Raw genomic sequence first — 26,491 nt, forward strand, 5'->3', positions numbered from 1 at the left:
GCCGAGTTTTTAAGGTTTTTTATCGATAAAAATGGGATACAAAGGAGAAATAATAGTCGCTAAAATTGGATATTTAAGGGGGAATACCTAAAGGTATAGGCATAAAAAAAACCTTTGAAGAGTATCTTCAAAGGTTTTTTTTATGTGGTTTTGAAACTAGGCTGTTGCAACCGATAAACGGTTAACATGCTTTGCTAATTTTGACTTCAAGTTACCAGCTTTGTTTTTGTGGATGATGTTTTTCTTAGCCAATCTATCCAACATTGACGATACTGTTTTATATAGTTCTGAAGCTACAACTTGGTCTTTGGTATCACGCAACTTACGTACCATTGTACGAGTAGTTTTGTGTTGGTAACGGTTTCTAAGGCGTTTGGTTTCGTTGGCCCGAATTCTTTTTAATGCTGACTTGTGATTTGCCATTGTTATATTGAAAAAAATAATGTATTGTTCAACAAAAGGAGCGCAAAAATAATAGCTTTCAACGAGAAAAACAACTGTATTTCTTGAAATTATGTGTGATTTTCTAGTAAATAGAAGAGAAACAATGACTAACCCATCGTTCAAGTTGATTTTTGAGTGATTACAAACATCTTGTAGTACCTTAAGTGTCAAAGTACAACGGGACTGCTTGGTAGTTAATCGTTAATTGTTGTCTGATATGATTTGTTCATTAAAAATCAATGAATTAGACCTACATAAAAACACCGAAGCTTTTGCGTTACTGTTTGGAAGTACCCTTTGAAATGCGCTTGAGTGGGGTGGTTGATTGATATCAACTAAAGTAAGGATAAGAAAGGGATTGGTAATTTGCACATAAGAAAAAGGGGAAGTTCTCCTTTATGAGGTAACACGTAGTGATTAAAATGAAAATTGTATACGTTTTAGGATAGGTTTTTCGTTGTTTGGCAGAATTAGGGAGGGAGCGTTAAAGAGGGGAAGAATGTGTCAGAGAATATAATTGTGAGCCCTTCGGGGCTTATGGGAGGCAAAGCTGCTGAGGATTAGCGCTTTTTATTAAAGAATCCTTGCCCTTCCTTACGAGTCATCCTAGCAGTATTCAATATTCATTTTGGTTAATACGTTGGAAGTGATTTGTTTTTCGATTTTTTTGTGAAAATTTTAGTAAAAAATCATATAAACCAATTTCTGACCAGTACATTTAGTTAGTGAATAGTATTTCGTACTCGAAAGAAACCATATTTCCTACCATGTTTTTTAAACGCAGCCTTTGTGCATTCTCTCTCAGTTTGCTGTTATGTACGGGTTTACAAGCCCAAAATACCCTAGGTTATACCGAAGCAGATGTTCACTTCAGAAACGGGGTCGAGCTTTTTGAAAAATCGAACTATGCTGCTGCAAAGCAAGAATTCAGGTATTATCTAGAAAAGCGTCCTGCATTGCTCAATACCAATGATTATACGGCCGTCACGGCGGAGTATTACACTACTTTGTGTGCGCTTTATGCAGATGCCCCTGAAGCAGAGCTTGCGGTAGACCGTTTTGTGCGCAATCACCCCGAGCATCCCAAAGCAGCCGTGATTTATAGCGATTTGGGGAAATATTATTTTGACCGTCAGGATTATCAAAATGCTATTACCTATCTTACTAAGGCTTTGGATCGTAGTTCCAACTATTATACTGCTACCGAGACGCGCTATAAATTGGGACTTTCTTATTATAGTACAAGGCAGTACACTCCGGCCCTCAAGTATTTTGCGGAAGTACAGCGCGATGCCACCAGCGATTATTTTGCACCGGCAGCTTATTATGCAGGGGTGATTCAGTATCAAAACGCTAAATACACCGATGCCTACCGTAGTTTTAAGAGTATCGAAAACCATCCCCAGTACAAGGCTGATATTCCCAATTGGATTGTATCTTCTCTGTATCAAGCAGAGCGCTACGATGAGCTGCTTGCGTATGCGGAGCCTTTGCTTCGTCGGTCGCAAGGAGGAGGTGTAAAACTCAATGATGTAGCACTGTACGCGGCTGAGGTGTTGTATGCCCGTGGCGATTATGCCGAGGCGGCTAAGTATTATGGTCAGTATTTCCAATTTAAAGGGCGAGAAGCTGCCATGCCCGCTCCAGTGCAGTTTAGGTTTGGACATTCGCTTTTCAAAACGGGTAATTATGCCGGAGCGATTGACCAGCTCAAGGTAGTGGCTACGCGCAAAGATACTACGGGTCAGTTTGGCTCTTATTTCTTGGGGATTAGCCAGTTACAAAATAAAAACCCTCAGGCAGCACTCACCGCTTTTGACAATGCCTCAAAACTCAAATTTAATCCTATCATACAAGAAGAAGCTACTTTCAATCACGCCAAGGTACAGTTGGAGCTTAACAACTATTCGGCAGCGTTCAAAGAAATGCAGGATTTTATCAAAGCATACCCTAATAGCTCTTTTGAAGAAGAAGCCAATAAGTTAGCCATTTTATCCCTAACTAAATCCAACAACAGTGCCGCTGCGGTGGCTTATATAGAAAACCTTAAAAAACTAGACGAGCCTACTAAAGCAGCTTATCAACGACAAACCATGAATTTGGGGATTGCTGATTTTAATGCCGAACGCTATGCCCAAGCGATTGTTAATTTCGATAAATCGCTCAAATATACCCCCGATAGAAACATCGAACAGGCGGCAATCTTTCAGAAGGGTGAAGCATTTTCGGCCCTCAATCGCTACGGTGAAGCCATTCCGCTCTATAATCAACTCATCCGAAGCAGTGCTAATTCTCCTTATGGCATTCGGAGTCTTTACTCGTTGGGGTATGCTTATTACAACACCAAAGATTATAAAAATGCGCTAACGAATTTTCAGCAGTATGTCAACAAAGGCAAAGGAGTAGGTGAACCCCAAACGCTAGAAGATGCTACTATTAGGATGGCAGACTCCTATTTGACCGACAAAAACTACGCCCAAGCCATGGCTTTGTATGATAAAGCCGTAAACGACGGACGCATTGACCGCGATTATGCGCTTTATCAAAAAGGATTGATTTTGACTTATCAAGAAAAAGACGTGGAGGCAAAGGCTCAGTTTGACAAAGTGATTGCTCAGTTTCCAACGTCTCGTTATGCCGATGATGCTTTGTTTCAATCGGCCAATATTGACTTGACACGTAGCAATTACCAGGCGGCTATCCGGGCATATACTCGCTTAATAAAAGACAAGCCGCGCAGCTACTTAGTGCCACCTGCTCTTCTCAAAAGGGCATTGGCCTACAACAATATTCAGGTCTATGAAGAATCGATTCGCGATTATAAACGCATTTTGAGCGAATTTTCGGATGCTCCTGCCGCCAAAGAAGCTTTGCTTGGCTTACAAGCTACCCTCGAAAATGCCGGCCGCACCGAAGAAATGGGGGAAATATTGAGCGATTATAAGCGTAAAAATCCGCAAAGCACCGAAACCGAAAAACTGGAATTCGAAACTGCGAAAGGCTTGTATGCCGACGGGAAATATCCGCAGGCTATTAAGGCATTACAAACTTTTATTCGCGATTATCCAAACAGCAAGTCAGGTACCGAAGCGCGGTATTTAGGTGGTGAAAGTTATTATCGCTCCAATGACCTTACCAATGCGCTCAAATTGTTTAGGATGGTCATGGAAGAATCTGATGCGAGATTTACGCCCAAAGCTGCTCTTAGAGCGGGGGATATTGAGGCGCAGCAGCAAAATTACCCTCAAGCGGTGCGTAGCTATTATGTAATGTACGCTCAGTCTGATAGCAAAGCTGACCGAGTGACGGGCTTGATGCGTCTGATGGACACCTATTTTGCGATGAAAAAATACGACTCAACTTTGTATTTTGCCAAAGAAGTGATGAATGCCGGAGATGTCATCCCAGGTTCTACCAAAAAAGCACAATTGCAAACTGCGAAGGTCTATTTAGAAAAAGAAGATTATAAGAATGCCGATGCCGAATTTAAGAAAATAGCAGCGGCCAACAAAGATGAGTTTGGGGCAGAAGCTAAATACTGGATAGCGCAGGGGCTATATCGCCAAGAAAAATACAAAGATGCTCAGGCAGCCATCATGGAGCTCAATAAGCAATTTGCAGACTATGAGCGCTGGCGAGTACGGGCCTTTATTTTGTTGGCCGATGTGTACGTAGGTCTTAAAGACCCTGACCAAGCCAAAGCGACCCTCCAGTCGGTCATCGAAAATTCTGATGATACAGAGGCTGTGGAGTTGGCCAAAACCAAGCTAGCCGCTTTGCAGTAACGAATCCCTTTTTCTATTTGTTTATCTTGAGTCCTCATATCATGAAAAAAATAACCGTCTCTCTTTTATTTGCTTACGTATTCATTCAGGCTTTTTCTCCGGTGGCTTTGGCACAAAAGCCCACGGGAGAGATTGATAGTCAAACTTTTGAAATAGAAAAAAGGAAAAAAATTGAGCTACCTCCTGCCAATCGACTTTACAACAAAATCCAGCCTTTTACCAATGAAGAAGACGACCGTAAACTCAATTATGAGTTTCGAACGCCTAAACTTACCTTAGGAACGCCCAAAATGACCCCTAGTGTATTGCCAGTGGATGGCGGGAAAAAAGCCGAAGAAGATGGCAATCTTAACAACTATGCCAAACTCGGCGGCGGTAATTATGGCAAACTTTACGGGGAAGGGTTTTTCGGAAATCAGCTCGAAGATTTGTCTTACGATATTCATTTCAAACACCTTTCTAACCAGACAGGACCCGTAGATGCCAAAAATTCTGCTAACAGCGAAAACCGTCTTAAACTCAATGGACAATACTTGGCTGGAACATTCAAATTGGGAGGGACCGTTTTTTATGATCGCGACAACTATTATTTCTACGCCAATCGCAATCCCGAACTCAATCGTGATAGCTTCCGTCAGACGATTAATACAGTAGGTTTACAGGTTGGTTTTGACAACATCGACAACAGCAAATTCATCGACTATTCGCTCAAAACCTCACTTTATCGCCTGAGTGACCGATACGATGCTGCCGAAACCGATTGGGGAACCAATTTTTCGGGCACTATTCCAATTACCGAAAATATTTTTGCCATCTTACAGGCCGATGCCTACATTTCACAACGGACTGATGCCGAAACCTTCAAACGGAATTTATACAGTGTAAAGCCTGCTTTCAAGTTTGCTTTTGATGCTTTTACGGTAATGGCGGCTTTCAAAGCGGTCAACGAAACCGACGACCGTCTCAATATCAACCGCTCTATCGGCTTTCCTCAGATAGAAGTGGATGCTGTGCCTTTTAGCGGGGTGCATTTATTTGCGGGTTATGGTGGGGATATCAATCGAAATACCCTGCGGTCATTGTTGGGAGAGAATCGTTGGCTAGGCCCCAATGTAACCATCGCAAACACCGAGAAAAGCCGTGATATTTATGGTGGCTTGAAAGGAGAGTTAGGGCCAAGTTTTCAATTTGAAGGAAAAGTGTCTTATGCTACTTTTAAAAATTTCTACGGCTTCAACAACGATTGGCTAGACACCACTAAGTTTGCGGTAGTGTATGACGCTGATTATATTAAAGTTCTGACGGTTTCGGCGCAGGTGGGATACCAATACAAAAACATCGTACGTTCGACTTTGCGGGGCGATTTTTATGATTATGGAATCAAACGTTTGGAGGCTCCTTGGGGACGTCCTCGTACGACGCTGACGTGGAACAATTCTTTTGTATTCAGCAAAAAAATGTTTGCTACCATCGATGCCTATTACATCGGAGGACTCAAAAACAAAAATTTTGTCACCGCTACTACTGTCAATCTAAAACCTATTGTTGACCTAAACCTAAAGATTGATTATTTACTGACCCGTAATTTTTCGGTATTTGCGTCTATCAACAACCTCTTAGGAAAAAACTACGAACGTTATCTGTACTATCCACAACAAGGACTCAACTTCTTGGCAGGTTTGTCGTTTCAGTTTTAGGCTAAAATATAGATCCAACATAATCAGGGCATTATCCTTAATTTGTGAAAGATTAGGATAATGCCCTTGCTTTTTTAGGAACGAAGTTCTACCTTAGTACCCAAATCCCCATAAACTGTTTCATAAACGACATGACTTCGGTACTAGATTACACTCGTAAGTTACTCTACGAACATGACTGCGTTGTTTTACCCGATTTTGGTGGCTTTTTAGCGTATTTTAGCCATGCTTTCTATAGCGAGCAAAATGCCCTTTATCATGCACCACAAAAACGTATTGCTTTCAACGAAGCCCTCAAGCTTGATGATGGGCTACTGGTTCATTATTTGACAATCAACGAGCAGATTCCGCGCGAAGAAGCACAGAAGAAAGTGCGTGCTTTTGTGGAAAATCTTAAAACTACCCTACAAGAAAAAGGAACGTACGTATTGGAAGGCATTGGAGAGCTTTCAAAAAACGAAGAAGGAAAAATCCAATTTGAACCACTTACGCAAGTGAATTTTTATGGGGAAGGTTTTGGCCTTAAATCAATCAAGTTGGATACTACGCCAGCCGCTGAGATGAGTGAGCAGCCGAAAGATTGGACGCAGTCAGATCGCGCTCCTGAAGAGCTTTCGGTAGAGGTGCCACGCCGTCGGCGTTATCGGGTGGGAATGTATTTAGGAGTAATCCTTTTGGTGGGTTCAGCCCTGATTGGCGGATTGACGCAATTCTCCAACCAAAGCTTGACTTCAAGCCTTAACCCTTTTGAACTTGTAACGACTGTAAAGGGGTGGCTGGTTGTTGATAAAAAATCTAACGTTGTTCAGGAGTCAGCTTCTGTAAAAGAGCAAGTTTCTCAAAAAGAAGAAGTTAAAGCCGAAGAAGCTCCGGCAGCCATTACCCCTGAAATTGCGGTTAATCCCGAAGTAATACCGGTGGTCGCGGAACCTAAAAAAGCCCAGAAGCCCGTAATTGAAGAGGCTGTTTCGCTAGCATCAGACGAAAAAATCAACTATTGGGTGATTGCAGGAGGGTTTTCGAAAAAAGAAAATGCCTTGAAATTAGAGAAAAAACTAAAGCGCAATGGATATGAAAGTGCTTCTATTTTGAATCCTGATGCTGCCGAAAATCAATTGATTATCGTGACGGCTATTGGTTGCGAAAATGCAAAAAAAGCGAAGTTACAATTAGCGAGAGTAAGTGCGCTTTCGGGGGCTAGTGCTTATGTGATGCATACTAAATAAAATACAATAACCCTAGGGTACAAAAAAGGAGCATATCGCTCCTTTTTTTGTTTGTCTATACATTTTAGGTTTATTTTGCGTTAATTGGTAGAAAATAAAAAAATTGCAACTGTATGTCAATGCTCCTTTCATCGCAGCACGACCGCGAACACCAAGTGTTGGCTTTTGCTGGATCCACCGTTATTACGTCGATTTTATTGATGCTTTTGTTTTTTGTGAAACTATACCAGACTTTGCCACAAACGGAAGCTATCGAATACATTGAGGTTAATTTTGGAACTGACGAAGCTGGCTACGGCAAAATCCAAACTACCAACAAAGCGAGTGATTCGCCCAGAGCGGAGGATGTAAAAAAATCTGACGATACCCCCAAGGTAAAGGCCACTCCGACTCCTAAAGTGACGCCGCCGACTCCTAAAGTAGAAACGCCTAAACCCGTTAAAGCGGCCCCTGTGAAGCCACCAGTGACTTCCAAAGTAGAAAGTCCCGTAGAAGTAAAAGAAGAAACGCGACCCGTAAAAAATGAGTCTAAAGCTTCTACACCTGCCCCCGTGACTCCTGCAAAGCCTACGCCCGAACCTAAAAAAGTAGATGAGAATGCATTGTTTAAAAAATCATCAGGAGGTGGTAAAGGCAGTAATGGCACAAGTGGTACGGCATCGGGAGTAGGTGGAAACAACAACGGCGACAAACCCGGAACTGTGGGGGATCAAGGCAACCCTAATGGAAGTATTGATGCCAAAAGTTTGTATGGAAAACCGGGAGGCTCAGCCACAGGCGTAGCCCTTAACGTATCAGGGTGGGGAATGGGAGCAAGGCCTCAAGTCAATGATGACTCAGACGAATCGGGCCGGATTGTTTTTGAGCTGACGGTAGATGATACTGGCGACATTGTGAATGTGAGGGTGAAAGAATCAACCGTTAGTCAGTCGGTGGTGGAAGTTTATAAAAGAGCCGTCAATCGAATGAAACTTGTCCCCAAATCTCAAAACGTACCTGCGACATCAAAAGGAACGATTACGTTTATCATCAAATCTCGTTAGGAATTCGAAATTCAATTATAAGAATATTTACGAAAGCGTCAGGAAAACTTCCTTGACGCTTTATTTTTGCACCGCCAAAATCAAAAATATCAATGACATACCAAGAAGCCCTCGCTACTTTATACAATCGCCTTCCTGCTTTTCATCGGCTAGGGGCAAGTGCTATCAAATCAGGTACCAAAAATATTGTGACACTTTGCGAAGCATTAGGTAATCCACATCAACAGTTTAGGAGTATACACGTGGCGGGAACCAACGGCAAGGGAAGTACGAGCCATATGTTGTCGGCGGTGTTACAATCGGCAGGTTATAAAGTTGGCTTACATACCTCACCCCACCTCAAATCCTTTACTGAACGCTTTAAAATCAACGGCGAACCCGCGCCAGAGGAAGAAATAGCCGCCTTTGTGACCCAACATATGGCGCTAATTGAGGCGGTTCAACCATCATTTTTTGAGATAAGTGTCGCGTTGGCATTCGATTATTTTGCCCGTAAGCAAGTAGATGTAGCAGTCATTGAAGTAGGTTTAGGAGGCCGACTTGATTCGACCAACATCATTACGCCAGATTTGTCGGTCATTACCAACATTAGTTTTGACCACATGGATATATTGGGAGATACGCTTGGGAAAATAGCTTACGAAAAAGCGGGCATCATTAAACCAAAGGTCTCCGTGGTGATATCGGAGACGCATCCTGAAACAGCGCCTGTTTTTGTAGAGAAAGCCAATGAAACGCAATCGGATATCATGTTTGCAGACCAGATTTTTGAGGTAGTCGAAAGCGGTTTAGTGGCAGGAGCGTTGCACCTCAGTATAAAGTCTACTAGTTCTGTTATAAACAAATATAAACTAGATTTAGTAGGAGGGTATCAATCTAAAAATATTCTTGGGGTTTTACAATCTGTTGTGGTTTTGAATCAAATCGGGTATCATATTTCAGACGAAGCGTTAAAGAAAGGTTTAGCAGATGCGGCCAAATTGAGTCAACTCAAAGGCAGATGGCAAATATTGGGGCATCAGCCCACGATTGTAGCCGATGTAGCTCATAACTATAGTGGACTTAGTGAAACCATGACCCAAATCAACAGTTATGCATTTGAAAATCTGCACATGGTATTGGGTTTTGTGAAAGACAAAGATATTAGTAGCATTTTGCGTTTATTTCCGAAAGAAGCCTACTATTATTTTTGTGCTGCCGATTTACCGCGCTCGTTAGCTGCTGCCGATTTGGCTGCGTTAGCGCAAAAAGAAGGGTTAGAGGGGGAAATCTACGACTCAGTTCAAGAGGCGGTTTCTGAGGCAAAAAGACGGGCCAAAAAAGGTGATTTTATTTATATAGGCGGAAGTACATTTGTAGTAGCCGAAGTGTAGATTCCTAAATGGTACGATTAAAGCCGGTCTCGCTCATAGTCGCGCTGCTCTAAGGGGTCATGTTTCAATTCCTAAATGGTACGATTAAAGCTTTTTAAAAAATAATTACATCGTGGCCAAATCTGCAATGTTTCAATTCCTAAATGGTACGATTAAAGCTTTTTAAAAAATAATTACATCGTGGCCAAATCTGCAATGTTTCAATTCCTAAATGGTACGATTAAAGCATCTGGTGTTTTTTGTAGAGTGTACAGCTCAGAACGTTTCAATTCCTAAATGGTACGATTAAAGCCCTGTAAGCGTAATACGCAGACGTTGCCAAGCCTAGTTTCAATTCCTAAATGGTACGATTAAAGCCTTTAGTTTGTAATATCCTGCCGTTACATTTGGGCATGTTTCAATTCCTAAATGGTACGATTAAAGCTGGCTCAAGTCGCATTGCCGCGTATAAGTCAGGCTTGTTTCAATTCCTAAATGGTACGATTAAAGCTCAATTACGAAACACTGGGCGAAGGCAAGCTAACCTTGTTTCAATTCCTAAATGGTACGATTAAAGCAATCACTCCGTTTAGCTTGTCTCTATTCTCCTTGCTCGTTTCAATTCCTAAATGGTACGATTAAAGCATTGTCTCTTTTAGATTGTCTTCGTTATAATCCTTGTTTCAATTCCTAAATGGTACGATTAAAGCGCAGTTAACACAATAGATATTCCTACAATCATTTTGTTTCAATTCCTAAATGGTACGATTAAAGCTTGAATAGCAGTATAATCGTCGGTCGAACCGTCGCCTTGTTTCAATTCCTAAATGGTACGATTAAAGCGGAATCTGTGAACTTCTACACATCGGTGAATGATGTAGTTTCAATTCCTAAATGGTACGATTAAAGCGAGGGTTACTCAAAACGGCAAAACAGTTACGTGGGTTGTTTCAATTCCTAAATGGTACGATTAAAGCCCGTCGCAAAAACAGCGATTTTGGCATAATTTTAAGGTTTTTTATCGGTTTTATCAACTAAAAAATCGTCGAAGGCCAATAACTGGATTTCGCCTGACCTTCGACGACTGCTCATTATCAATTACTTACCTAGTTTTATTGCCCTTTTTGAAAAAAATATGTCAATGAACAAGCCCAAGTTCCCTCCTGCGACGACTTGTAGATGCGTCGAAGGGAAGACAGTCAACGTAAAAATAATCAAATTGTAGAACAAGTAGAAAGTATCCGTGCAGGTATCTTTGCTACTTGTTCTACAATCATAGGCTGGCGATTTCCCAGCCCGATCGATACTGCCGACGGAGAAACTTCTCTGCTTCTGGATAATTGGGGAATTTCATTTTTTTTGCGTCCCATTCCAAAAGCTGCCCAGGAACTCGTATCGCTACTGTCCCCAACAGCACTGTTTCGGTCATGGGGCCAGATTGAGCAAAATGAGATTCGGTATTTTCACCCCCTAAACAAGCATCCACAAAATGATGATAATGGTTGCGTTCGGCAAGTGGTGGAGTTGAATAAGATTTAGGATTACCAGTCGGAATGATGATTGGCATTTTTTGATGAGGGATCAACAATGCCCCCTCCGTACCAATCAACATGGCAGATTCGGCAGGGTATTCTCCATCCTTGTACAAATCGCGAATGGCTTGCGGAGGATAAAACTCCCCATCAAACCACTCTACTTGTAAAGTTTTGTGGGCAGTCATTTTATTACCCGGAAATTGCCACGTTATGTGGTCGCCTTGTGGCCACGTATCGGCTCTACGTTCGGGAGAGTCTTGCCAAGACTTTTGCACTTCAGCTACGACCGATAGCGGGGCTTTCAATCCTAAGCCTTTCCAGACGGCATCAAAAATATGACAACCTATGTCTCCTGACCAGCCTGTACCAAAATCTTGCCATGTACGCCAAATCGCAGGGTGATAAATATCAGGTGCGTAAGGTCTGATAGGAGCCGTACCGAGCCATAAGTCCCAGTGGAGGTGGGGAGGGGCCTCCTGACCCTCGGTAGGTCGGGGGCCTGGCAGGCGATAACGAGCGATAGCCCCAGGCCGGTTAGAGCACAAATAAACCTGTTTTATTTTTCCTATGATACCTTGTTTAATCCAATTCACGGCAGTTCTGTCGCCCTGCGATGACGCTACTTGGGTACCGAGCTGAGTGACTACTCCCGCTTTGATAGCTTCTTTGGTAAGTGCCCTTACTTCGGCTACATCATGACACATGGGTTTTTGGCAATAAACGTGTTTTTTGAGATGCAGTGCTTCGAATGCAATCGGGAAGTGATTGTGGTCAGGCACACTGACATTCACCGAATCTATGTGAGCGGCTTCGTGCTTAAACAACTCCCGCCAGTCAGTGTAGGTTTTGGCATTGGGTACAAGTTCGGAGGCGCGTTTGAGATTTTTTTCGTCTACATCACAGAGAGCCACAATTTCCACTTGCTGATGTTTTTTGAATTGTTGTAAATCGCCCCATCCCATTCCACCTACACCGATACAGGCATGCCTGAGTTTGGGGCTGTTGTGAGAGGCTTTGGCTTCTTCATCAAATAAAAGAGGCGCTGCCATTGCTGCAGTGGCAGCTTTGACTAAAAACGCTCGACGAGAGTTTAAGTTGCTTTTTTTTGTCATGGGGATAATCGGTTGAGGAATATTGGGAATCGTATTTCATAAAAAGGGGAGTGAGTATCATTTCTAATGAGGAAGGCAAACGCATAACCAAAGCAGTCAAAAATCTTTATAAAGCCAAATTTTGTACTTTTGCAGTCCGCTGAGAATTGAGCGGAGCGTATCTGTATACTATCACTTCGAAAATATCAAAATCTTGAGCCGTAAGAAACTCATTCGATTTGCCAAAAACACATTGGCTACCAACGTGTTAGAGGTAGGAAAGCCTCTCTACGAAAATATCAAAGGAAAATGGAACGAAAGCCTATTTTTTAACTCAAACCCCATAGTTTTAGAACTTGCCTGTGGAAAAGGGGAATATACGGTTGGGTTGGCCCAAGTCTTCCCCGAAAAAAACTTTATCGGTATCGATGTCAAAGGGGATCGCATCGCAGTGGGAAGTCAGCAGGCGTTTGATCAAGGTTTGACAAACGTAGCTTTTCTTAGGACCAACATTGAGTTTTTACAAAACTTTTTTGCCGAAGGAGAGGTGTCCGAAATCTGGATTACTTTTCCTGATCCTTTCAATCTAAAAAAAAGGATAAGGCGTAGGCTGACGCATCCTCATTTTTTAGAAAAATACCGCTCAGTAATGTGTAGCGAGGGATTATTGCATCTAAAAACCGACAATCGAGAGCTATTTGATTTTACTTTAGAAGAGCTTTCTGCGTTTGGATTTCGAGATTTGGAGTCTACTTACGACTTATACGAGTCTGATTTGAAGGCCGAGCATTTTGGCATAAAGACCCGTTTTGAGCAAATTTTCACCGAAAAAGGGTTCCCTGTGCATTACCTAAAAGGGCGTTTTTCGCGCCAAAATGACACCGCCTGAAATCGTTGTCATAGTGTTATGTATTAAAATGAATAAATATTCAAAAGTGATTTTATATTCATTTTAAGATATAATCACCTGTTAATCAGATTATTAACTTTGAAAGGGTAGGGGTAATGGGTTATTAAAAAAGGGAACGCTGATGCGTTCCCTTTTTTAAAGGTATTTTAAAGAACAACAATTAATTATTGTGAAATCAATTGTGCAAAGTACTTAACAGTACGAACTAGTTGGCTTACGTAGCTCATTTCGTTGTCGTACCAGCTTACAGTTTTTACCATTTGTTTGTCACCTACGTTGATTACTTTTGTTTGAGTGGCATCAAACAAGCTACCAAAAGAAGTGCCGATGATATCGCTACTTACGATTTCGTCTTCATTGTATCCAAAGCTTTCGTTACTTGCGGCTTTCATTACAGCGTTTACTTCTTCGGTTGTAACTTTTTTACCCAATATAACGGTCAATTCGGTCAAACTTCCGGTGATTACAGGGATACGTTGAGCTCCCCCGTCCAATTTGCCTTTTAGTTCAGGCAATACTAACCCAATGGCTTTAGCGGCCCCTGTGCTATTAGGGACGATATTGGCAGCCGCAGCTCTTGCACGTCTTAAATCTCCCTTAGCATGAGGAGCATCAAGGGTATTTTGGTCATTGGTGTAGGCGTGTACTGTGGTCATGCTACCAATTTCGATGGTAAAAGCATCGTTTAATGCTTTTGCCATAGGGGCAAGACAGTTGGTAGTACAGCTAGCGCAGCTGATGATTGTTTCGCTACCGTCCAATATATCGTGGTTTACGTTAAATACCACTGTTTTGAGGTCACCCGTGGCAGGTGCACTGATCACAACTCTTTTAGCACCCGCTGTTAGGTGAGCTTCTGCTTTAGCTTTGTCAGTAAAGAAACCTGTACATTCTAGTACTACATCTACTTCATGTGCTCCCCAAGGAATTTCTGCTGGGTTTCTTTGTGCATAGATACGTACTTCATCTCCATTTACGATGATACTATTATCGGTAGAAGTTACTTCTTCGTTGAATCTTCCCTGTGCTGTATCGTATTTTAATAGATGAGCAAGAACAGACGGGCTTGTAAGGTCGTTGATGGCTACTACATCAATGTCGGGCATGTTATAGATTTGACGGTAGGCTAGTCTTCCGATACGTCCGAAACCATTGATGGCTACTTTTACTTTTGACATGGTTATTTTGGTGGTTTAATGAGACATCTTACTCTTATTTTCGGCAAATATAATTATATATTTCTTATTATGTAGTTTAGTTTTTTAGCAAATTCTATATTTAATAATTACCTACACTTAGTGCATTCACTCCATTTTTAGTAATTAACTTTAGTAATTGCTGATTTATTTAGTATTTATATTGCCTTTTAGCTAAATATTTAGGCAATATGTGCTAATTATTACTAAATAGGTACTAAATTAGCATGATATGCTAAACCACATAAATACTAAAATATACAACTAGAGAAACATTCAATAGAAGATAAGCAACTACTAACAAAATAAAAAGCAAACAGAAAGACATTCTAAGCAATAATATTATTAACTTAGAGTAGGATATAACAAATCAAACCACAAAACATAAACAAGCACACATAATAGAAATATAATAAAACAAAATATAGCCCCAAAAAGCATTTAACCTCCTATAGCGAATCATACAAGAAAATACGGCATAGAAAAGTACATTTTATAGAAAACAGTAAATAATAAATTTATGCCAATATAAAGTGGTGATTTTCAATTATTAAACAAAAAATAAGTAAAGTTTTACTTTAATACCAAATGAAAGAAAAAGTACAAATTGAGCAAGCATGGGACAACAGAGAACTTACCAAAGATCCCTCCATTGTCAATGCGATTGAAAATGTAATACAAGCTTTAAATGACGGACACATTAGAGTAGCCGAGCCAGTGGGGGAGAAGTGGCAAGTAAACGAATGGGTAAAGAAAGCCATTTTGCTATACTTTCCTATTCGTAAAATGGAACTAAAAGAAATAGGTATTTTCGAATACCACGATAAAATGAAACTAAAGACCGGCTACGAATCTTTAGGAGTAAGAGTCGTACCACCGGCTGTAGCAAGGCATGGAGCGTATTTAGCAAAGGGAGTGATACTAATGCCTTCCTATGTCAACATAGGAGCTTACGTAGATGAAGGTACTATGGTAGACACTTGGGCTACGGTAGGCAGCTGTGCACAAGTAGGCAAAAACGTCCACCTCAGTGGAGGCGTTGGAATAGGAGGGGTGCTCGAACCACCACAGGCTTCCCCAGTGATTATAGAAGATGGGGCATTTATTGGATCAAGATGCATCGTAGTCGAAGGAGCTCACATAGGAGCTCGCGCTGTGTTGGGAGCAGGAGTGACCATTACGGGTAGTTCCAAAATCTTAGATGTAACCGGAAACGAAGTAGTAGAATATAAAGGATATGTGCCTGCCGATAGTGTAGTCATTCCAGGTAGTTATCCAAAAACATTTCCCGCTGGCTCATTCCATGTACCTTGCGCCCTTATTATAGGTAAGAGAAAGGCTAGTACAGACCTCAAAACCTCCCTAAATGACGCTTTAAGAGAAAATAATATAGCCGTCTAAATTGGCGACCAATCCCTTAAAACAACAAAAAAGCCTCCTATACAGGAGGCTTTTTTGTGCTTCATTTACCCCATAAATATACTGTCGTCATAGCAAACCACAAGATGTCCAAATAAATCGGCTGATTATTTCATTGACATTCCCACGCCCTTTTCTCTCATTTAATTTATCTATTTGAGTCTTGTGCTCCTTTATTTCGTACACAAATGTACAATACACGGATGTAAACTCCAAGCGTCCGACAAAATAAATTTAAAAATACATTTGGCAACAAAACTTCAATCAGAAAACAGAATACTAGATAAGGGCTTGTTTAACAATACATTCCATGTTTACATAAAAAACATTTGTAAACATAGCAACACAAAGTTTACATAAGTAACAACCTTCAATGTAAACTTTTGTAAACATATAAAATTATTTCTGTAAACATATGCGATTATGAAAGTAAACATGTCTATATTTGTAAATAGATAAAGTTTACAAAAATATCATATTCATATGACAACCTCTTCAGAATACACCGACGCCCGCTATCTAAAAAACAATAAAATAAGGGTCATCTTACACCAAAATGGACTTAATGCTTCTCAATTTGCCGACGCTATAAAAGTCCAACGTTCGACGATTTCTCACATCCTTGCCTATCGAAATAGACCTAGTCATGATATTTTAGAGAAAATTGTGGCTTGGAATGATAAATATAGCCTAGATTGGTTTCGAACTCAGAGCCCAGAAGAGACTCAAATGATATCGGAACTCATTAAAAATCAGACATATGGAGGAGCAAAAGTACATTCGCAAACCCCTTCAGAATCGCGCGAAAAAACGATTCCACCTAAGAATACACCTACATTAGATTCTCGTAACGCTACAATTAAATTTGAAACCTCTTCAAATCAAGCTTCGCAGGTTTCAACTGAGCTATCCAAACCACGAAGAGCAGTGCTTATAACTATTGTTTATGACGACGGAAGTTCTCAAGTCATCCCCGTAGATCCTAATTCAAAATTTAATCAGTTATTAGGCCAATCTCATTAAGATTTTAAGACTTCCTGATACGACCAAATTACAAAGACTTGATGCCGTCGCTGCGGTGTTTTACACTTTACACAGTGCCTTAAACCTACAACAACGGCATCAAAATAAGTAAGAAATGCTAAGAGTGTGTTGGGAAATTGCAAAAGGATTAACATCATGGCTTCTAAGAATGGCGGGCCAATGGCGTAATCTGACTGATGAGTGGCCTAACTGGCGGCGGTCTCACCCCGCATTGTATTGAGCAATGGAAGCAAGATCGAGGTATTGCTCATGTGCATGCGGCCAATAAAGCTGATGGCTCCAGTGCTTTTTCCCTGATTGATAAAGTCGTTTTTTGATTATGCTAAAACACTCTCTCAATAACTAAAAATAAGTTATTAAAATATTTTAATATAAATAATCAATATATCAAGTATACTTATATCAACAACGCCTCAAACTATACACATAAAAAGCTAATATACAGCGCTTTAACAAAGAAATGTTTCACGAATGTTCCACGTGAATTATTTAACTATTTCATTCTCAACGCCTTAATTTATGCCTATTTTACTATCAACATGGAAGACAAAAAAGTTAGACATCTTAAACAGCTTCAAAGACATCTTGAACTCCTGATTGATAAATCAGGCTTCAATAACTCTTTTCTTGCTCAGGAAATTGGTATTCCTACAGCTAACTTTTCGGTGAAAAAACAACGCGCAAGTTGGACAGTAGATGAAATTGAAAAAATACTAACCGTTATCAAAAACCAAAGGTTAGAAGAATATTTTTTGCTTCAGCTGATGCGTACCGAAAAAAATGAAAAACGCCTTCCTGTTTCTGAACTTACCAAATGATTGAAGAGATTGTAAATAAGGGTAGGAGATTGGCGTTAGGTTTAATATATCTATTAATTTGTAAAGTACTTTGTGGAATTGATGTCTCAGGATATAGAATGACTACATCGCAAAAAAATCGGAAGTCGTTTAAAATAAAAAATAATCCAAGTCATTGAAAATAAGGATACCTAAGACTGGCTTTTACTCCAGCAAATGAGAGCTTTTCGAGATGATGAAACCGTAACTTTTGAAGAACTCGAAAAAGAATGGATAATAGCGACAAAGCATTTTCTTAAGCAGCTTAAAAGCGTTCCTCCGAAAGTTCAAAATAGTCTATGAAGTATTAGATGCTAATGATTTTCAAAGCTCTAGAGCGAAGGCCAAAAAATGATTACAGAATAAATTGATGAGCCGTGGCGATGCTTACAAACACTTCCCACCAAAATAAAAGCAGTTGAAATGCTAGTTTATTTGTTTTATAATTTACATTATGTTAAATAGAACATTTAAAAATAAAGAGCAAGTTACCTTGCCCCTTATTTTTACTATTTTACTTCTTCACAAACAACTTTGTTTGTCTCAAAATCTTTCAGTACTGTTTCCAATTGCTTAAGGATTTCAACTACTTGTTCTTCCTCCTTAGCGGCCTTTGCTTTTACGAAATAAGGCTCTGATTGCTTGAATTTACCACAAACCTTCCCTTGAAGCGCTTTTCCTTTGGTATTGTAATCTTTCATATCCATGCTATCGATTTCTTTTTTCATCTCGACAGCTTCGTTGAAATAAAACACGCCCATGTTGAAAAGTGCATCATAATTGTTTGGATCAGCGGCCAAAGCTTTGGTATAAGCCTCTTTTTCGGCAGTCCGAGCCAGAGTTAGCTTTTGATTCAATTCAGCGATTTTAGCACTTACATCTCCAAGCTTAGCGGCTTCTTCCTTTGCTTGGGCCAGTTCCGTTTTTGCTTCTTCCCAAGCAGTTTTATTTTCCTTCAATTTGGTCTCAAGTTCTGCTTTCTGACGCTTTAAATCAGCGTTTTTAGGTTGCTTTGCAATTAACCCTGAAATACGTTTTACTTCATCATTGAAGACTTTTTCTGTCTCTTCGGCCTCTTTGATTTTTTTCTCAATTGGAGCTAATTTTTTACTAGCTTCTGTCAATTTACGAATTTCTGCGGCATGTTGAGTAGCTTCATTTCCATTTATGATACCCAAATTGAGCGCATACTGAGCATTTTTAGGCTCCAGTTCAATGAGTTCTTTTAGGGCTACTTTAGCTTCCTCCAACCGTTGAGTATCAAGAAGTACATTGACACGCTCTGCTTTGAAAGCATTTTTACTTTCAGGCAAAACTTTCATACCTTTATCAAGTACCGCCAACGCCTTATCATTTTGCTTCTCCATACGATAAAGCTGCGCCAAGATCGCAAAGTTACCAGCATCTTTGCCTCCTTTATCGATGTAGCTTTCCATCATTGTAGCAGCTACGTCGTTTTTGTTGCTCTTCATGGCACTATAAGCTCCATACAGAGGCGCCAGAGTATCTTTGGGATTTACTTCTTGTGCAATGTTGAAAAACTTAATTGCACCGTCATAGTTGCCAATCTGAAATTTCTCAGCACCTTGTTTCACCAAAGATGTCCCTAGATTTGTACCAGCATCGTCGGTTCCGCCAGTCAGGTATTTTTGAGCTTCTTTGGTCACTTTGCCAGGCTTTGCGGCATCTACTTCTACTGCTTTTTTGAAGGATTCGTATGCTACAAGTGCTGCACTTGAATCCATTTCGGTATAAAGACGCGCGATTTCATCGTATAGCTTACCACGGTCGAGCCAAGTACTTGATTTAGCCATGGCCTTAGGGTCAGTAATCGCTTTATCGCTTTTTTCTTTGTCCTTTTTTTTCTGCTCTAGCAATAATTTGTCCACTTGCCCAAAGGCAGTGATTGCAAAAAAACTTAAAGCAGATGTTACAATCAACTTTTTCATTTTGAGATAAGTTAGTATGATGTTAAAAATTTGTGCAAAAAACGGGAATTTGTGGGAGATATTATGGAGTTTTAGATTGTTGAGATTGATAAAAATTATGCAAGCTTTTATTTCTAATAAGATACACTCATAATTCTACTTATTTTTTCTCAACAATCTATTCCATTAATCTTCGCTTGATGGCTCAGTTTGTGGGACGGCCCCCTCCTCCCCTGCTTCTAGCTCTTCTTTTTCTATACGCGTCACGGAGGAGATTTCGTCTCCATCGGTAAGTTTAATGAGACGAACTCCTTGAGTATTGCGACCGGCGATTCTGATTTCTGAGACCGACATTCTGATCGCAATTCCTGATTTGTTTATAATCATCAAATCGTCACTTTCCACTACTTCTTTGATAGCAACTAGATTTCCTACTTTATCAGTGATGTTCAACGTAGTTACTCCCTTTGCGCCGCGATTGGTTACACGGTATTCTTCAATAGGCGAACGCTTACCATAACCATTTTCAGAAACTACCAACAATTGCTTATCTAAGCTGCTTACACAAAGCATTCCAATCGCCTTATTGGTAGTGCCTTCTTCTCCTAAGTCGATTCCTTTTACACCGGCAGCGGTACGTCCCATTGGGCGTACTCGACCTTCGTGAAAACGGACTGCTTTTCCTTCTTTTGAGGCAATGATGATTTCGTTGTCGCCATTGGTAAGGGCGACGTCCAAAAGCCGATCACCTTCATTGATCGTGATAGCTGCAATTCCATTCGCACGTGGACGTGAATAAGCCTCAAGTAAAGTCTTTTTGATGGTTCCTTCTTCGGTACACATCACAATGTAGTTGTTATTGATATAATCTGCATTGCTCAGGGTGCGTACATTGATTACGGCTCTTACCTTATCTCCAGACTCAATATTAATCAAGTTTTGAATAGGTCTACCTTTTGCTACTTTGCTTCCTTCTGGTATTTCATACACTTTTAACCAAAACAACTTCCCATATTCAGTAAAAATAAGTAGGTAGTTGAGCATAGTAGCTGAGAAAAGATGTTCGGTAAAGTCATCATCTTTGGTAGTCACACCTCTTGATCCGACTCCTCCCCTGCCCTGTGTACGGTACTCGCCCAGCGGTGTGCGTTTGATGTATCCTTGATGCGAAATCGTAATGAGCATTTCTTCATCCGCAATCATATCTTCGTCGGCAAACTCCTCGGCGGCGTATTCAATTTTTGAACGTCGTTCATCGCCATAGCGCGCCCTTAAATCAACCAATTCATCTTTGATGATTTGGAATTTTCGGGCTTCGTTGGCAAGAATATCCTTCAAATCCTCAATCAGTTTCATGAGGTCTTGATATTCCTGAACGATTTTATCACGCTCCATGCCCGTCAATCGCTGCAAACGCATATCCAAAATCGCCCGCGCTTGCACTTCACTAAGGCCAAATTGTTCGATGAGGCCATTACGAGCTGTTTCGGGGTCTCTTGCACTTCGAATAAGGGAGATTACGGCGTCTAAATTGTCAAGGGCAATCAAAAGCCCTTCCAAGATATGCGCTCTTTTCTCGGCTTCTTTTAGGTCGTATTGGGTACGGCGTGTGACTACTTCCAACCGATGCTCCACATAGTACTTAATGAGGTCTTTTAAATTCAACAGTGCAGGACGCCCTTTTACCAAGGCAACATTGTTGATACTAAACGACGATTGGAGTGGTGTATACTTATAAAGGTGATTTAAGACAATATTGGGGATACTATCTTTCTTGAGCTCAAATACAATCCTAATCCCCTCACGATCCGACTCATCTCTGATAGCCGATATTCCTTCTAGCTTTTTATCGTTAACCATATCAGCGATGCGCTTAATCATCTCTGCTTTGTTAACCATGTAAGGAATTTCGGTAATCACTATTTGGTCGCGACCAGTGCGGGTTTGCTCAAACGTAGCCACCGCCCGCATAATAACCCGGCCACGTCCCGTTTCGTAAGCGGCTCTCACCCCTTGATACCCATATATAATCCCGCCCGTCGGAAAATCAGGGGCTTTGATATATTGTATGAGTTCTTGGATGGTGATATCATTATTTTCAAGATAGGCGATGGTCCCGTCGATTACTTCTGTCAGGTTATGAGGTGCCATGTTGGTTGCCATCCCTACTGCAATACCCGACGAGCCATTGAGCAATAAATTGGGCAGTTTGGCGGGTAAAACGGTAGGTTCTTCGTCCGAGTCGTCGTAGTTGGGCTGGAAGTTAACCGTGTCTTTATTAATATCGGTCAACATTTCTTCGGCAATACGTTTTAGGCGAGACTCTGTATAACGCATCGCTGCGGGCGAGTCACCATCCAACGACCCAAAGTTTCCTTGCCCATCAACCAGCATGTAGCGCATCGACCATGGCTGAGCCAAGCGTACCATGGTATCATAAATAGAGGCATCACCATGAGGGTGGTATTTAGCCATGACGTCTCCAACGGTACGGGCTGATTTTTTGTAGGGGCGGTTATGCAAAAAGCCCGATTCGTACATCGTATAAAGCACCCGACGGTGCACAGGCTTTAGTCCATCACGGGCATCCGGAAGCGCACGCGATATGATAACCGACATTGAATAATCAATATAGGCCGTCCGCATCTCTTCCTCAATGTTAATGGGGATAATGTTGCTGGTGTTTTCTGACATAAACAAAAATTAAATGCTTTTGTACAAAAATACACCAAATACTTCATAAAGGCAAAATTAGGCCTTCTTACGCCGCTTTTCGTTAGCTTGGTTACGTTTTTCGGCGGCAGTTCTCGGTCGTCCAAAAAAATAAGGCTTTGGAAAGGTACCTCGCCCTCGTACAATAGGTCCCCCGTGGCTATGTTCGTGACGAACTTTACAACCTTTAATGGGGCATTGGCGATACCAGCATCCTCCCAAGCCCATCCCTAAAAAAATCAATAGAAGTAGCTTTTTTAACATGATAATAATGGATAGGAATACACTTTTATTTTTTATAACGGCTACGTCATTTAATTTATTGGTTTGTGAAGACGCTACTTATACAGGAGAGGCTATAAAAGCAAAAAACCTGACAAAGATTGTCAGGTTTTCTTGGAGCCCCCAGCCGGGATCAAACCAGCGACCTACTGATTACAAGTCAGTTGCTCTATCAGCTGAGCTATGGAGGCGTTCCGTATTTTGGTGATGCAAAGATACGTGTTTAGTTTATATCACGCAAGCTTTCTTGCAAAAAAATTACACCTTTTTTAAAGAGCTTCACGCAAAATTTTCAGTTGATGCTTTAAATCAGCAAGTTGCTTTTGAGCTACTATAATTTTTTTCTCAAATTCTGCACGCACTTTTTCTCCATTTTTTGAGCGGCCAAAGAATTCGATATTGTTTTGCCATATCGTCAAATCATTTTCGATTTGAGTCATTTTACGACGAATATCTCCTTCTTTACGTTGTAAGCTACGAATTGATTCGCCGTCGGTAGCCATTGCTACTTCATTTTCCAAAATTACCTGCTCCTTCTCTTTAGTAGAGAGCTTTCCGATAGCACTTACATAAGAATTGACGGCATCGATGTAGCGTTTGTTGATACCTTGCATATCTTTTTTGGGTACAAAACCCACACTCGACCACTCTGACTTAAAGGCATTCAAATCATTGAGATTGGCTTCGCCTGGTTTAGCACCGGCTTCTATTTTGGCACAAATTGCTTGTTTCTTAGCCAAGTTTTCAACAAACTCTTTCTCAACTTCTGAGTTTTTAGCGCGTTTGCGATCAAAGTAAGCATCACACGCCTTCTTGAATCTATCAAAGATAGAATCTTTAAATTTCTCTGGTACTTGTCCGATTTGCTTCCATTGCTTCTGTAGTGCAATTACTTTATCAGTATTGGACGAATTATCTTCGCCCGTTGCCAAGATAGCTTCAACGGCTTCACAAAGCTCGGTTTTCAGTTTGAGATTTTGCTCTCTCTTAGCTTCCAATTGGCGGAAAAATTCGCCTTTGTTGTGGAAGAATGTTTTAAGGGTAGCCCAGAATTTTTTGCTTAACTCACGTCCTTCTTCACGTAGCATTTGTCCTTTGGCACTTACCCACTGCTCTTGAAGTGCTACTACCTCTTTGGTCTTGTCATTCCATTCATTGATACTATTGGAATTGAAAGAAGTATAAGGCACCAAAGTTTCGTATATCTTCGATTTGACTTCGTAGTTTTGGGCTAGTACTTGTTTTTGCTCTTCGGATTGAGCTCTACGAGCATCATAGAGAGAGTCAAGCGCAGTTTTCATGCGTTGCCACAACAACTCTTGTTCTGCTTTGGGGCCTGGCCCGATGTGCTTATATTCCTCAAACAAGCTATTAGCTTCTTCGAGCGCAGCTTTACCTAGTGACTTTTCCTTGAGATTCTCAGCGATAGCTTCTACCTTCTCCACCAGCTCAGCCTTCAATTGAAGGTTTTTCTTGCGATCCAGCTCTTTAAGTTCAAAATAGATATTTCTATTGCTATAATATCTATCAATAAGAGCATGATAAGTGGCCCACAAGGTACTATTATGCGGAGAGGCGATATTGCCCGCAGCTTTCCATTCGTCCTGAATTTTCTTAAACTCTTGCCAGCTAGTACCTGGATTTTTGGTATTGACTTCGTCGGCGTCCACTAGTTCTCTCAAGCGTTGAAGAAGCTGTGTTTTAAGGGCGAAGTTTTTATCTTTAGATTTTTCTAAATCTTGAAAATAATGATTTTTAATGTCCTTGATTTGACGATAGAGCGTTTCAAAGCGCTGCGTCAAGTCATCGGGCTTGAATTCAAATCCGTCTTCTGAGTCATTCTCTGCAACAAACCGTTGCAATGCTTCCTCCCGTTCAGATTTTTTTATTTGGTCAAAAAAGACCTTTGCCTCCTTTAGGACTTCATCTACCCGTTTAAAATCACCAGGCTTGGCATTTTCATTTTTTGCAATTGCCAATTGGTTTTCCAACAAGTTTACAAAGCCGTTTTTGTCTAGTTGACTATAGTCAACTGACTGTTCCTCAACCACTTCAAAATCTTCCATGGCATCGACACTCTGTTGAGTGAGTTGTTCGCTTTCGCTTAGTTCTGCTCCGTCGTTAATCATCGTAAATGTGGTAGTCATCGCTTAGATTTGCAAAAATAATAAATATAGCCGTTTTTCGGTGTTTAAAATAGGTTTTTAGTTTTTCAAAAAAATTATACGAATGCCAACCTCCAAAATTGCAAACCTCCGAAAAGATTATTCATTAAACGGATTTTCAGAACAAGATGTTTTAGAAAACCCGATTGACCAATTTAAAAGATGGTTTGACGAAGCCCTAAACGCCCAAGTAATCGAGCCTAACGCTATGCATCTAAGTACTGTTGATAGTGAAGGGCAACCCCACGGCCGTATTGTTTTACTGAAAGAGGTAGACAATTTTAGTTTTGTTTTTTATACCAATTATAATAGCAATAAAAGTGCCGATTTAGAAAAAAATCCCCTTGCCTCACTCACCTTTTGGTGGGCCGAACTAGAAAGACAAGTGCGGATTTTGGGTAAAGTCGAAAAAGTAAGTGATGCTGAGTCTGACGCTTACTTTGCCATTCGTCCGCGAGGAAGTCAGATAGGAGCTTGGGTATCTGATCAAAGCAAAGTAATAGAAAGCCGAGATGTACTGAATCAAAAACTTGCTTTTTATGAGGCCAAGTTTGCTAACACTTCTATTCCTAGGCCTCCTCATTGGGGCGGTTATCGTCTGATTCCCAGCGAGATAGAATTTTGGCAAGGACGACCCAACCGACTCCATGATCGGATTAGATATCAATTCTACGAGCAAAATTGGCAATTCGAACGTTTATCTCCTTAAATAAGACCAAAGCCTTCTAAGGCTATTTCTCAAACAATCCGTCTTCAATCACTGTTAAAGTTTTTGAAGCAGACTACTTGTATTCTTGTTTTAATCAGTATATTATTACCAAATTACCCGCAATCATACCCTACTTTCAACTTATATATTTACTTAAAATTATGTTTAACAAAAACCCCAATAGTCTAACCCGTATCGGCGTATTTTATGACGGCAACTATTTTTTGCATGTAAGTAATTACTATAATTACACTCACGAACGTCGCAGTCGAATTAGTATCAATGGCCTTCATGATTTTGTCAGGCAGAAAGTAGCCGAATTAGAAAATAGCGAACCTAGATTATGTCAAATTGTTGATGCCCATTATTTTCGGGGGCGCCTCACCGCAGGCGAAGCTAGCCAAAGAGGAGATTTACTGTATTATGAACGCGTTTTTGACGATATCTTAATGTCAGAAGGTGTCACGACTCATTATCTTCCAGTAAGAAGCTCACTTGGAAAAAAATACGAAAAAGGAATTGACGTTTGGCTTGCACTCGAAGCTTTTGAAATGGCTTTTTACAAACGTTTTGATGTGTTGGTATTGATTGCAGCTGATGGCGACTATGTACCTCTCGTTCGAAAACTTAATACCCTAGGCACTCGTGTCATGGTATTGGGTTGGGATTTTGAATATACCGACGAGGATGGTAGCCGATTTTATACGCGCACTTCTCAAGACTTGCTAGCCGAAGTCACCTACCCTGTTGCGATGCAAGATGTCATTAATGGTCGTGACGAAGCACTTACTAATCAACTATTTGTACCTAGAAACAAAGGAAAGATATTTACCAAACAAGGAGAAGTAGCTTCCGAAAGCACCTCAGAGGTCTCGCCCGATACTGACTTAACGGGCGACCACCGTAAAGAAAGTTATATTTTATCTTTAAAAGAAGGTTTTGGATTTATAAAGTATCCTCCCAACAACGTATTCTTCCATTATACAAGTCTTCGTGATTATGATTTCAATGACTTACTCATTGGGGATCGGGTGCAATTCACCCTCGACGAAAAAGAAGGCGGTAGAGCAGTTGGGTATGATGTAGTGGTTTTACAATAGTACTTTAAATTTTACAC

General features: G+C 40.7%; 17 protein-coding genes, 1 tRNA gene, 1 pseudogene and 1 CRISPR repeat array. Of the genes and pseudogenes, 11 read left to right on the top strand and 8 right to left on the bottom strand.

Features of this window, described 5'->3' with window-relative positions; translation table 11 throughout:
* Positions 1-156: 156 nt before the first annotated feature.
* Positions 157-423 (bottom strand): 30S ribosomal protein S20, encoded by a 267-nt coding sequence (rpsT, locus tag G563_RS0125670; protein WP_028667851.1) that lies wholly within the window; start codon positions 421-423, stop codon positions 157-159.
* A gap of 788 nt (positions 424-1,211) precedes the next feature.
* Here rpsT and G563_RS0125675 point away from each other — a divergent pair.
* From G563_RS0125675 to G563_RS37260, 5 genes and pseudogenes are all read left to right on the top strand, one after another.
* Positions 1,212-4,229, top strand: a complete 3,018-nt coding sequence (locus tag G563_RS0125675) for a tetratricopeptide repeat protein (protein WP_028667852.1) — start codon at positions 1,212-1,214, stop codon at positions 4,227-4,229.
* Positions 4,230-4,270: 41 nt separating this feature from the next.
* Positions 4,271-5,926, top strand: a complete 1,656-nt coding sequence (locus G563_RS0125680; RefSeq protein ID WP_028667853.1) for a TonB-dependent receptor — start codon at positions 4,271-4,273, stop codon at positions 5,924-5,926.
* 131 nt (positions 5,927-6,057) lie between these two features.
* On the top strand, positions 6,058-7,152 hold the full coding sequence (locus G563_RS0125685; RefSeq protein ID WP_028667854.1) for an HU domain-containing protein: 1,095 nt from the start codon (positions 6,058-6,060) through the stop codon (positions 7,150-7,152).
* Positions 7,153-7,265: 113 nt separating this feature from the next.
* Positions 7,266-8,195, top strand: a complete 930-nt coding sequence (locus G563_RS0125690) for an energy transducer TonB (protein ID WP_310586568.1) — start codon at positions 7,266-7,268, stop codon at positions 8,193-8,195.
* A 92-nt stretch (positions 8,196-8,287) separates the two neighbouring features.
* Positions 8,288-9,505: pseudogene (locus tag G563_RS37260) on the top strand (bifunctional folylpolyglutamate synthase/dihydrofolate synthase); the annotation flags it as partial.
* A 57-nt stretch (positions 9,506-9,562) separates the two neighbouring features.
* A CRISPR array of direct repeats spans positions 9,563-10,524; the repeat unit is 30 nt; unit sequence GTTTCAATTCCTAAATGGTACGATTAAAGC.
* A 296-nt stretch (positions 10,525-10,820) separates the two neighbouring features.
* On the opposite strand, the gene G563_RS0125700 reads toward G563_RS37260, so the two are convergent.
* Complete coding sequence (locus G563_RS0125700; protein ID WP_028667857.1) at positions 10,821-12,194, bottom strand: Gfo/Idh/MocA family protein; 1,374 nt, start codon at positions 12,192-12,194, stop codon at positions 10,821-10,823.
* 193 nt (positions 12,195-12,387) lie between these two features.
* Between G563_RS0125700 and trmB the strand changes: the two genes are divergently transcribed.
* The gene (gene trmB, locus G563_RS0125705; protein ID WP_028667858.1) at positions 12,388-13,062 is read left to right on the top strand and encodes a tRNA (guanosine(46)-N7)-methyltransferase TrmB; all 675 of its coding nucleotides are present in this window, start codon (positions 12,388-12,390) and stop codon (positions 13,060-13,062) included.
* Positions 13,063-13,247: 185 nt separating this feature from the next.
* Here trmB and gap read toward each other — a convergent pair whose 3' ends face one another.
* Positions 13,248-14,261, bottom strand: a complete 1,014-nt coding sequence (gene gap / locus G563_RS0125710; protein WP_028667859.1) for a type I glyceraldehyde-3-phosphate dehydrogenase — start codon at positions 14,259-14,261, stop codon at positions 13,248-13,250.
* 606 nt (positions 14,262-14,867) lie between these two features.
* On the opposite strand from gap, the gene G563_RS0125715 reads away from it, so the two are divergent.
* The 3 genes from G563_RS0125715 to G563_RS0125725 all read left to right on the top strand — a co-directional run bounded on the left by G563_RS0125715 (position 14,868) and on the right by G563_RS0125725 (position 17,560).
* Positions 14,868-15,680, top strand: a complete 813-nt coding sequence (locus tag G563_RS0125715; protein ID WP_028667860.1) for a 2,3,4,5-tetrahydropyridine-2,6-dicarboxylate N-succinyltransferase — start codon at positions 14,868-14,870, stop codon at positions 15,678-15,680.
* A gap of 501 nt (positions 15,681-16,181) precedes the next feature.
* Positions 16,182-16,721 carry a helix-turn-helix transcriptional regulator gene (locus G563_RS0125720; RefSeq protein WP_028667861.1) on the top strand — a complete coding sequence of 180 codons (540 nt, stop codon included), beginning with the start codon at positions 16,182-16,184 and terminating at the stop codon, positions 16,719-16,721.
* A 560-nt stretch (positions 16,722-17,281) separates the two neighbouring features.
* Positions 17,282-17,560: a hypothetical protein gene (locus tag G563_RS0125725; protein WP_028667862.1), complete on the top strand. Its 279-nt coding sequence runs from the start codon at positions 17,282-17,284 to the stop codon at positions 17,558-17,560.
* A gap of 527 nt (positions 17,561-18,087) precedes the next feature.
* Here G563_RS0125725 and G563_RS0125735 read toward each other — a convergent pair.
* From G563_RS0125735 to G563_RS0125755, 5 genes are all read right to left on the bottom strand, one after another.
* Positions 18,088-19,527, bottom strand: a complete 1,440-nt coding sequence (locus G563_RS0125735; protein WP_028667863.1) for a tetratricopeptide repeat protein — start codon at positions 19,525-19,527, stop codon at positions 18,088-18,090.
* 165 nt (positions 19,528-19,692) lie between these two features.
* Positions 19,693-22,200 carry a DNA gyrase subunit A gene (gyrA, locus tag G563_RS0125740; protein WP_028667864.1) on the bottom strand — a complete coding sequence of 836 codons (2,508 nt, stop codon included), beginning with the start codon at positions 22,198-22,200 and terminating at the stop codon, positions 19,693-19,695.
* A 57-nt stretch (positions 22,201-22,257) separates the two neighbouring features.
* Positions 22,258-22,482 carry a hypothetical protein gene (locus G563_RS0125745; protein ID WP_028667865.1) on the bottom strand — a complete coding sequence of 75 codons (225 nt, stop codon included), beginning with the start codon at positions 22,480-22,482 and terminating at the stop codon, positions 22,258-22,260.
* A gap of 133 nt (positions 22,483-22,615) precedes the next feature.
* Positions 22,616-22,691: transfer RNA gene (locus G563_RS0125750), tRNA-Thr, on the bottom strand.
* Positions 22,692-22,769: 78 nt separating this feature from the next.
* Positions 22,770-24,647, bottom strand: coding sequence for a DUF349 domain-containing protein (locus tag G563_RS0125755; protein WP_028667866.1), 1,878 nt, complete (start codon positions 24,645-24,647; stop codon positions 22,770-22,772).
* 82 nt (positions 24,648-24,729) lie between these two features.
* Here G563_RS0125755 and pdxH point away from each other — a divergent pair, with 82 nt between their 5' ends.
* On the top strand, positions 24,730-25,374 hold the full coding sequence (gene pdxH, locus G563_RS0125760; protein ID WP_028667867.1) for a pyridoxamine 5'-phosphate oxidase: 645 nt from the start codon (positions 24,730-24,732) through the stop codon (positions 25,372-25,374).
* A gap of 161 nt (positions 25,375-25,535) precedes the next feature.
* A complete protein-coding gene (locus tag G563_RS0125765) occupies positions 25,536-26,474 on the top strand; it encodes an NYN domain-containing protein (RefSeq protein WP_028667868.1) in 939 nt (312 codons plus the stop codon).
* Positions 26,475-26,491: the final 17 nt, after the last annotated feature.

It is taken from the genome of Runella zeae DSM 19591, from assembly GCF_000423565.1.
Classification (GTDB): Bacteria; Bacteroidota; Bacteroidia; order Cytophagales; family Spirosomataceae; genus Runella; species Runella zeae.

Excerpts from the sequence above, each read along its gene's own strand:
- G563_RS0125685 (WP_028667854.1), top strand. The coding sequence starts at position 6,058 with ATGACTTCGGTACTAGATTACACTCGTAAGTTACTCTACGAACATGAC.
- rpsT (WP_028667851.1), bottom strand. The coding sequence starts at position 423 with ATGGCAAATCACAAGTCAGCATTAAAAAGAATTCGGGCCAACGAAACC.
- G563_RS0125700 (WP_028667857.1), bottom strand. The coding sequence starts at position 12,194 with ATGACAAAAAAAAGCAACTTAAACTCTCGTCGAGCGTTTTTAGTCAAA.
- G563_RS0125720 (WP_028667861.1), top strand. The coding sequence starts at position 16,182 with ATGACAACCTCTTCAGAATACACCGACGCCCGCTATCTAAAAAACAAT.
- pdxH (WP_028667867.1), top strand. The coding sequence starts at position 24,730 with ATGCCAACCTCCAAAATTGCAAACCTCCGAAAAGATTATTCATTAAAC.
- G563_RS0125765 (WP_028667868.1), top strand. The coding sequence starts at position 25,536 with ATGTTTAACAAAAACCCCAATAGTCTAACCCGTATCGGCGTATTTTAT.
- G563_RS0125680 (WP_028667853.1), top strand. The coding sequence starts at position 4,271 with ATGAAAAAAATAACCGTCTCTCTTTTATTTGCTTACGTATTCATTCAG.
- G563_RS0125725 (WP_028667862.1), top strand. The coding sequence starts at position 17,282 with ATGGAAGACAAAAAAGTTAGACATCTTAAACAGCTTCAAAGACATCTT.
- gap (WP_028667859.1), bottom strand. The coding sequence starts at position 14,261 with ATGTCAAAAGTAAAAGTAGCCATCAATGGTTTCGGACGTATCGGAAGA.
- G563_RS0125675 (WP_028667852.1), top strand. The coding sequence starts at position 1,212 with ATGTTTTTTAAACGCAGCCTTTGTGCATTCTCTCTCAGTTTGCTGTTA.
- G563_RS0125690 (WP_310586568.1), top strand. The coding sequence starts at position 7,266 with ATGTCAATGCTCCTTTCATCGCAGCACGACCGCGAACACCAAGTGTTG.
- G563_RS0125715 (WP_028667860.1), top strand. The coding sequence starts at position 14,868 with ATGAAAGAAAAAGTACAAATTGAGCAAGCATGGGACAACAGAGAACTT.
- G563_RS0125755 (WP_028667866.1), bottom strand. The coding sequence starts at position 24,647 with ATGACTACCACATTTACGATGATTAACGACGGAGCAGAACTAAGCGAA.
- G563_RS0125745 (WP_028667865.1), bottom strand. The coding sequence starts at position 22,482 with ATGTTAAAAAAGCTACTTCTATTGATTTTTTTAGGGATGGGCTTGGGA.
- gyrA (WP_028667864.1), bottom strand. The coding sequence starts at position 22,200 with ATGTCAGAAAACACCAGCAACATTATCCCCATTAACATTGAGGAAGAG.
- G563_RS0125735 (WP_028667863.1), bottom strand. The coding sequence starts at position 19,527 with ATGAAAAAGTTGATTGTAACATCTGCTTTAAGTTTTTTTGCAATCACT.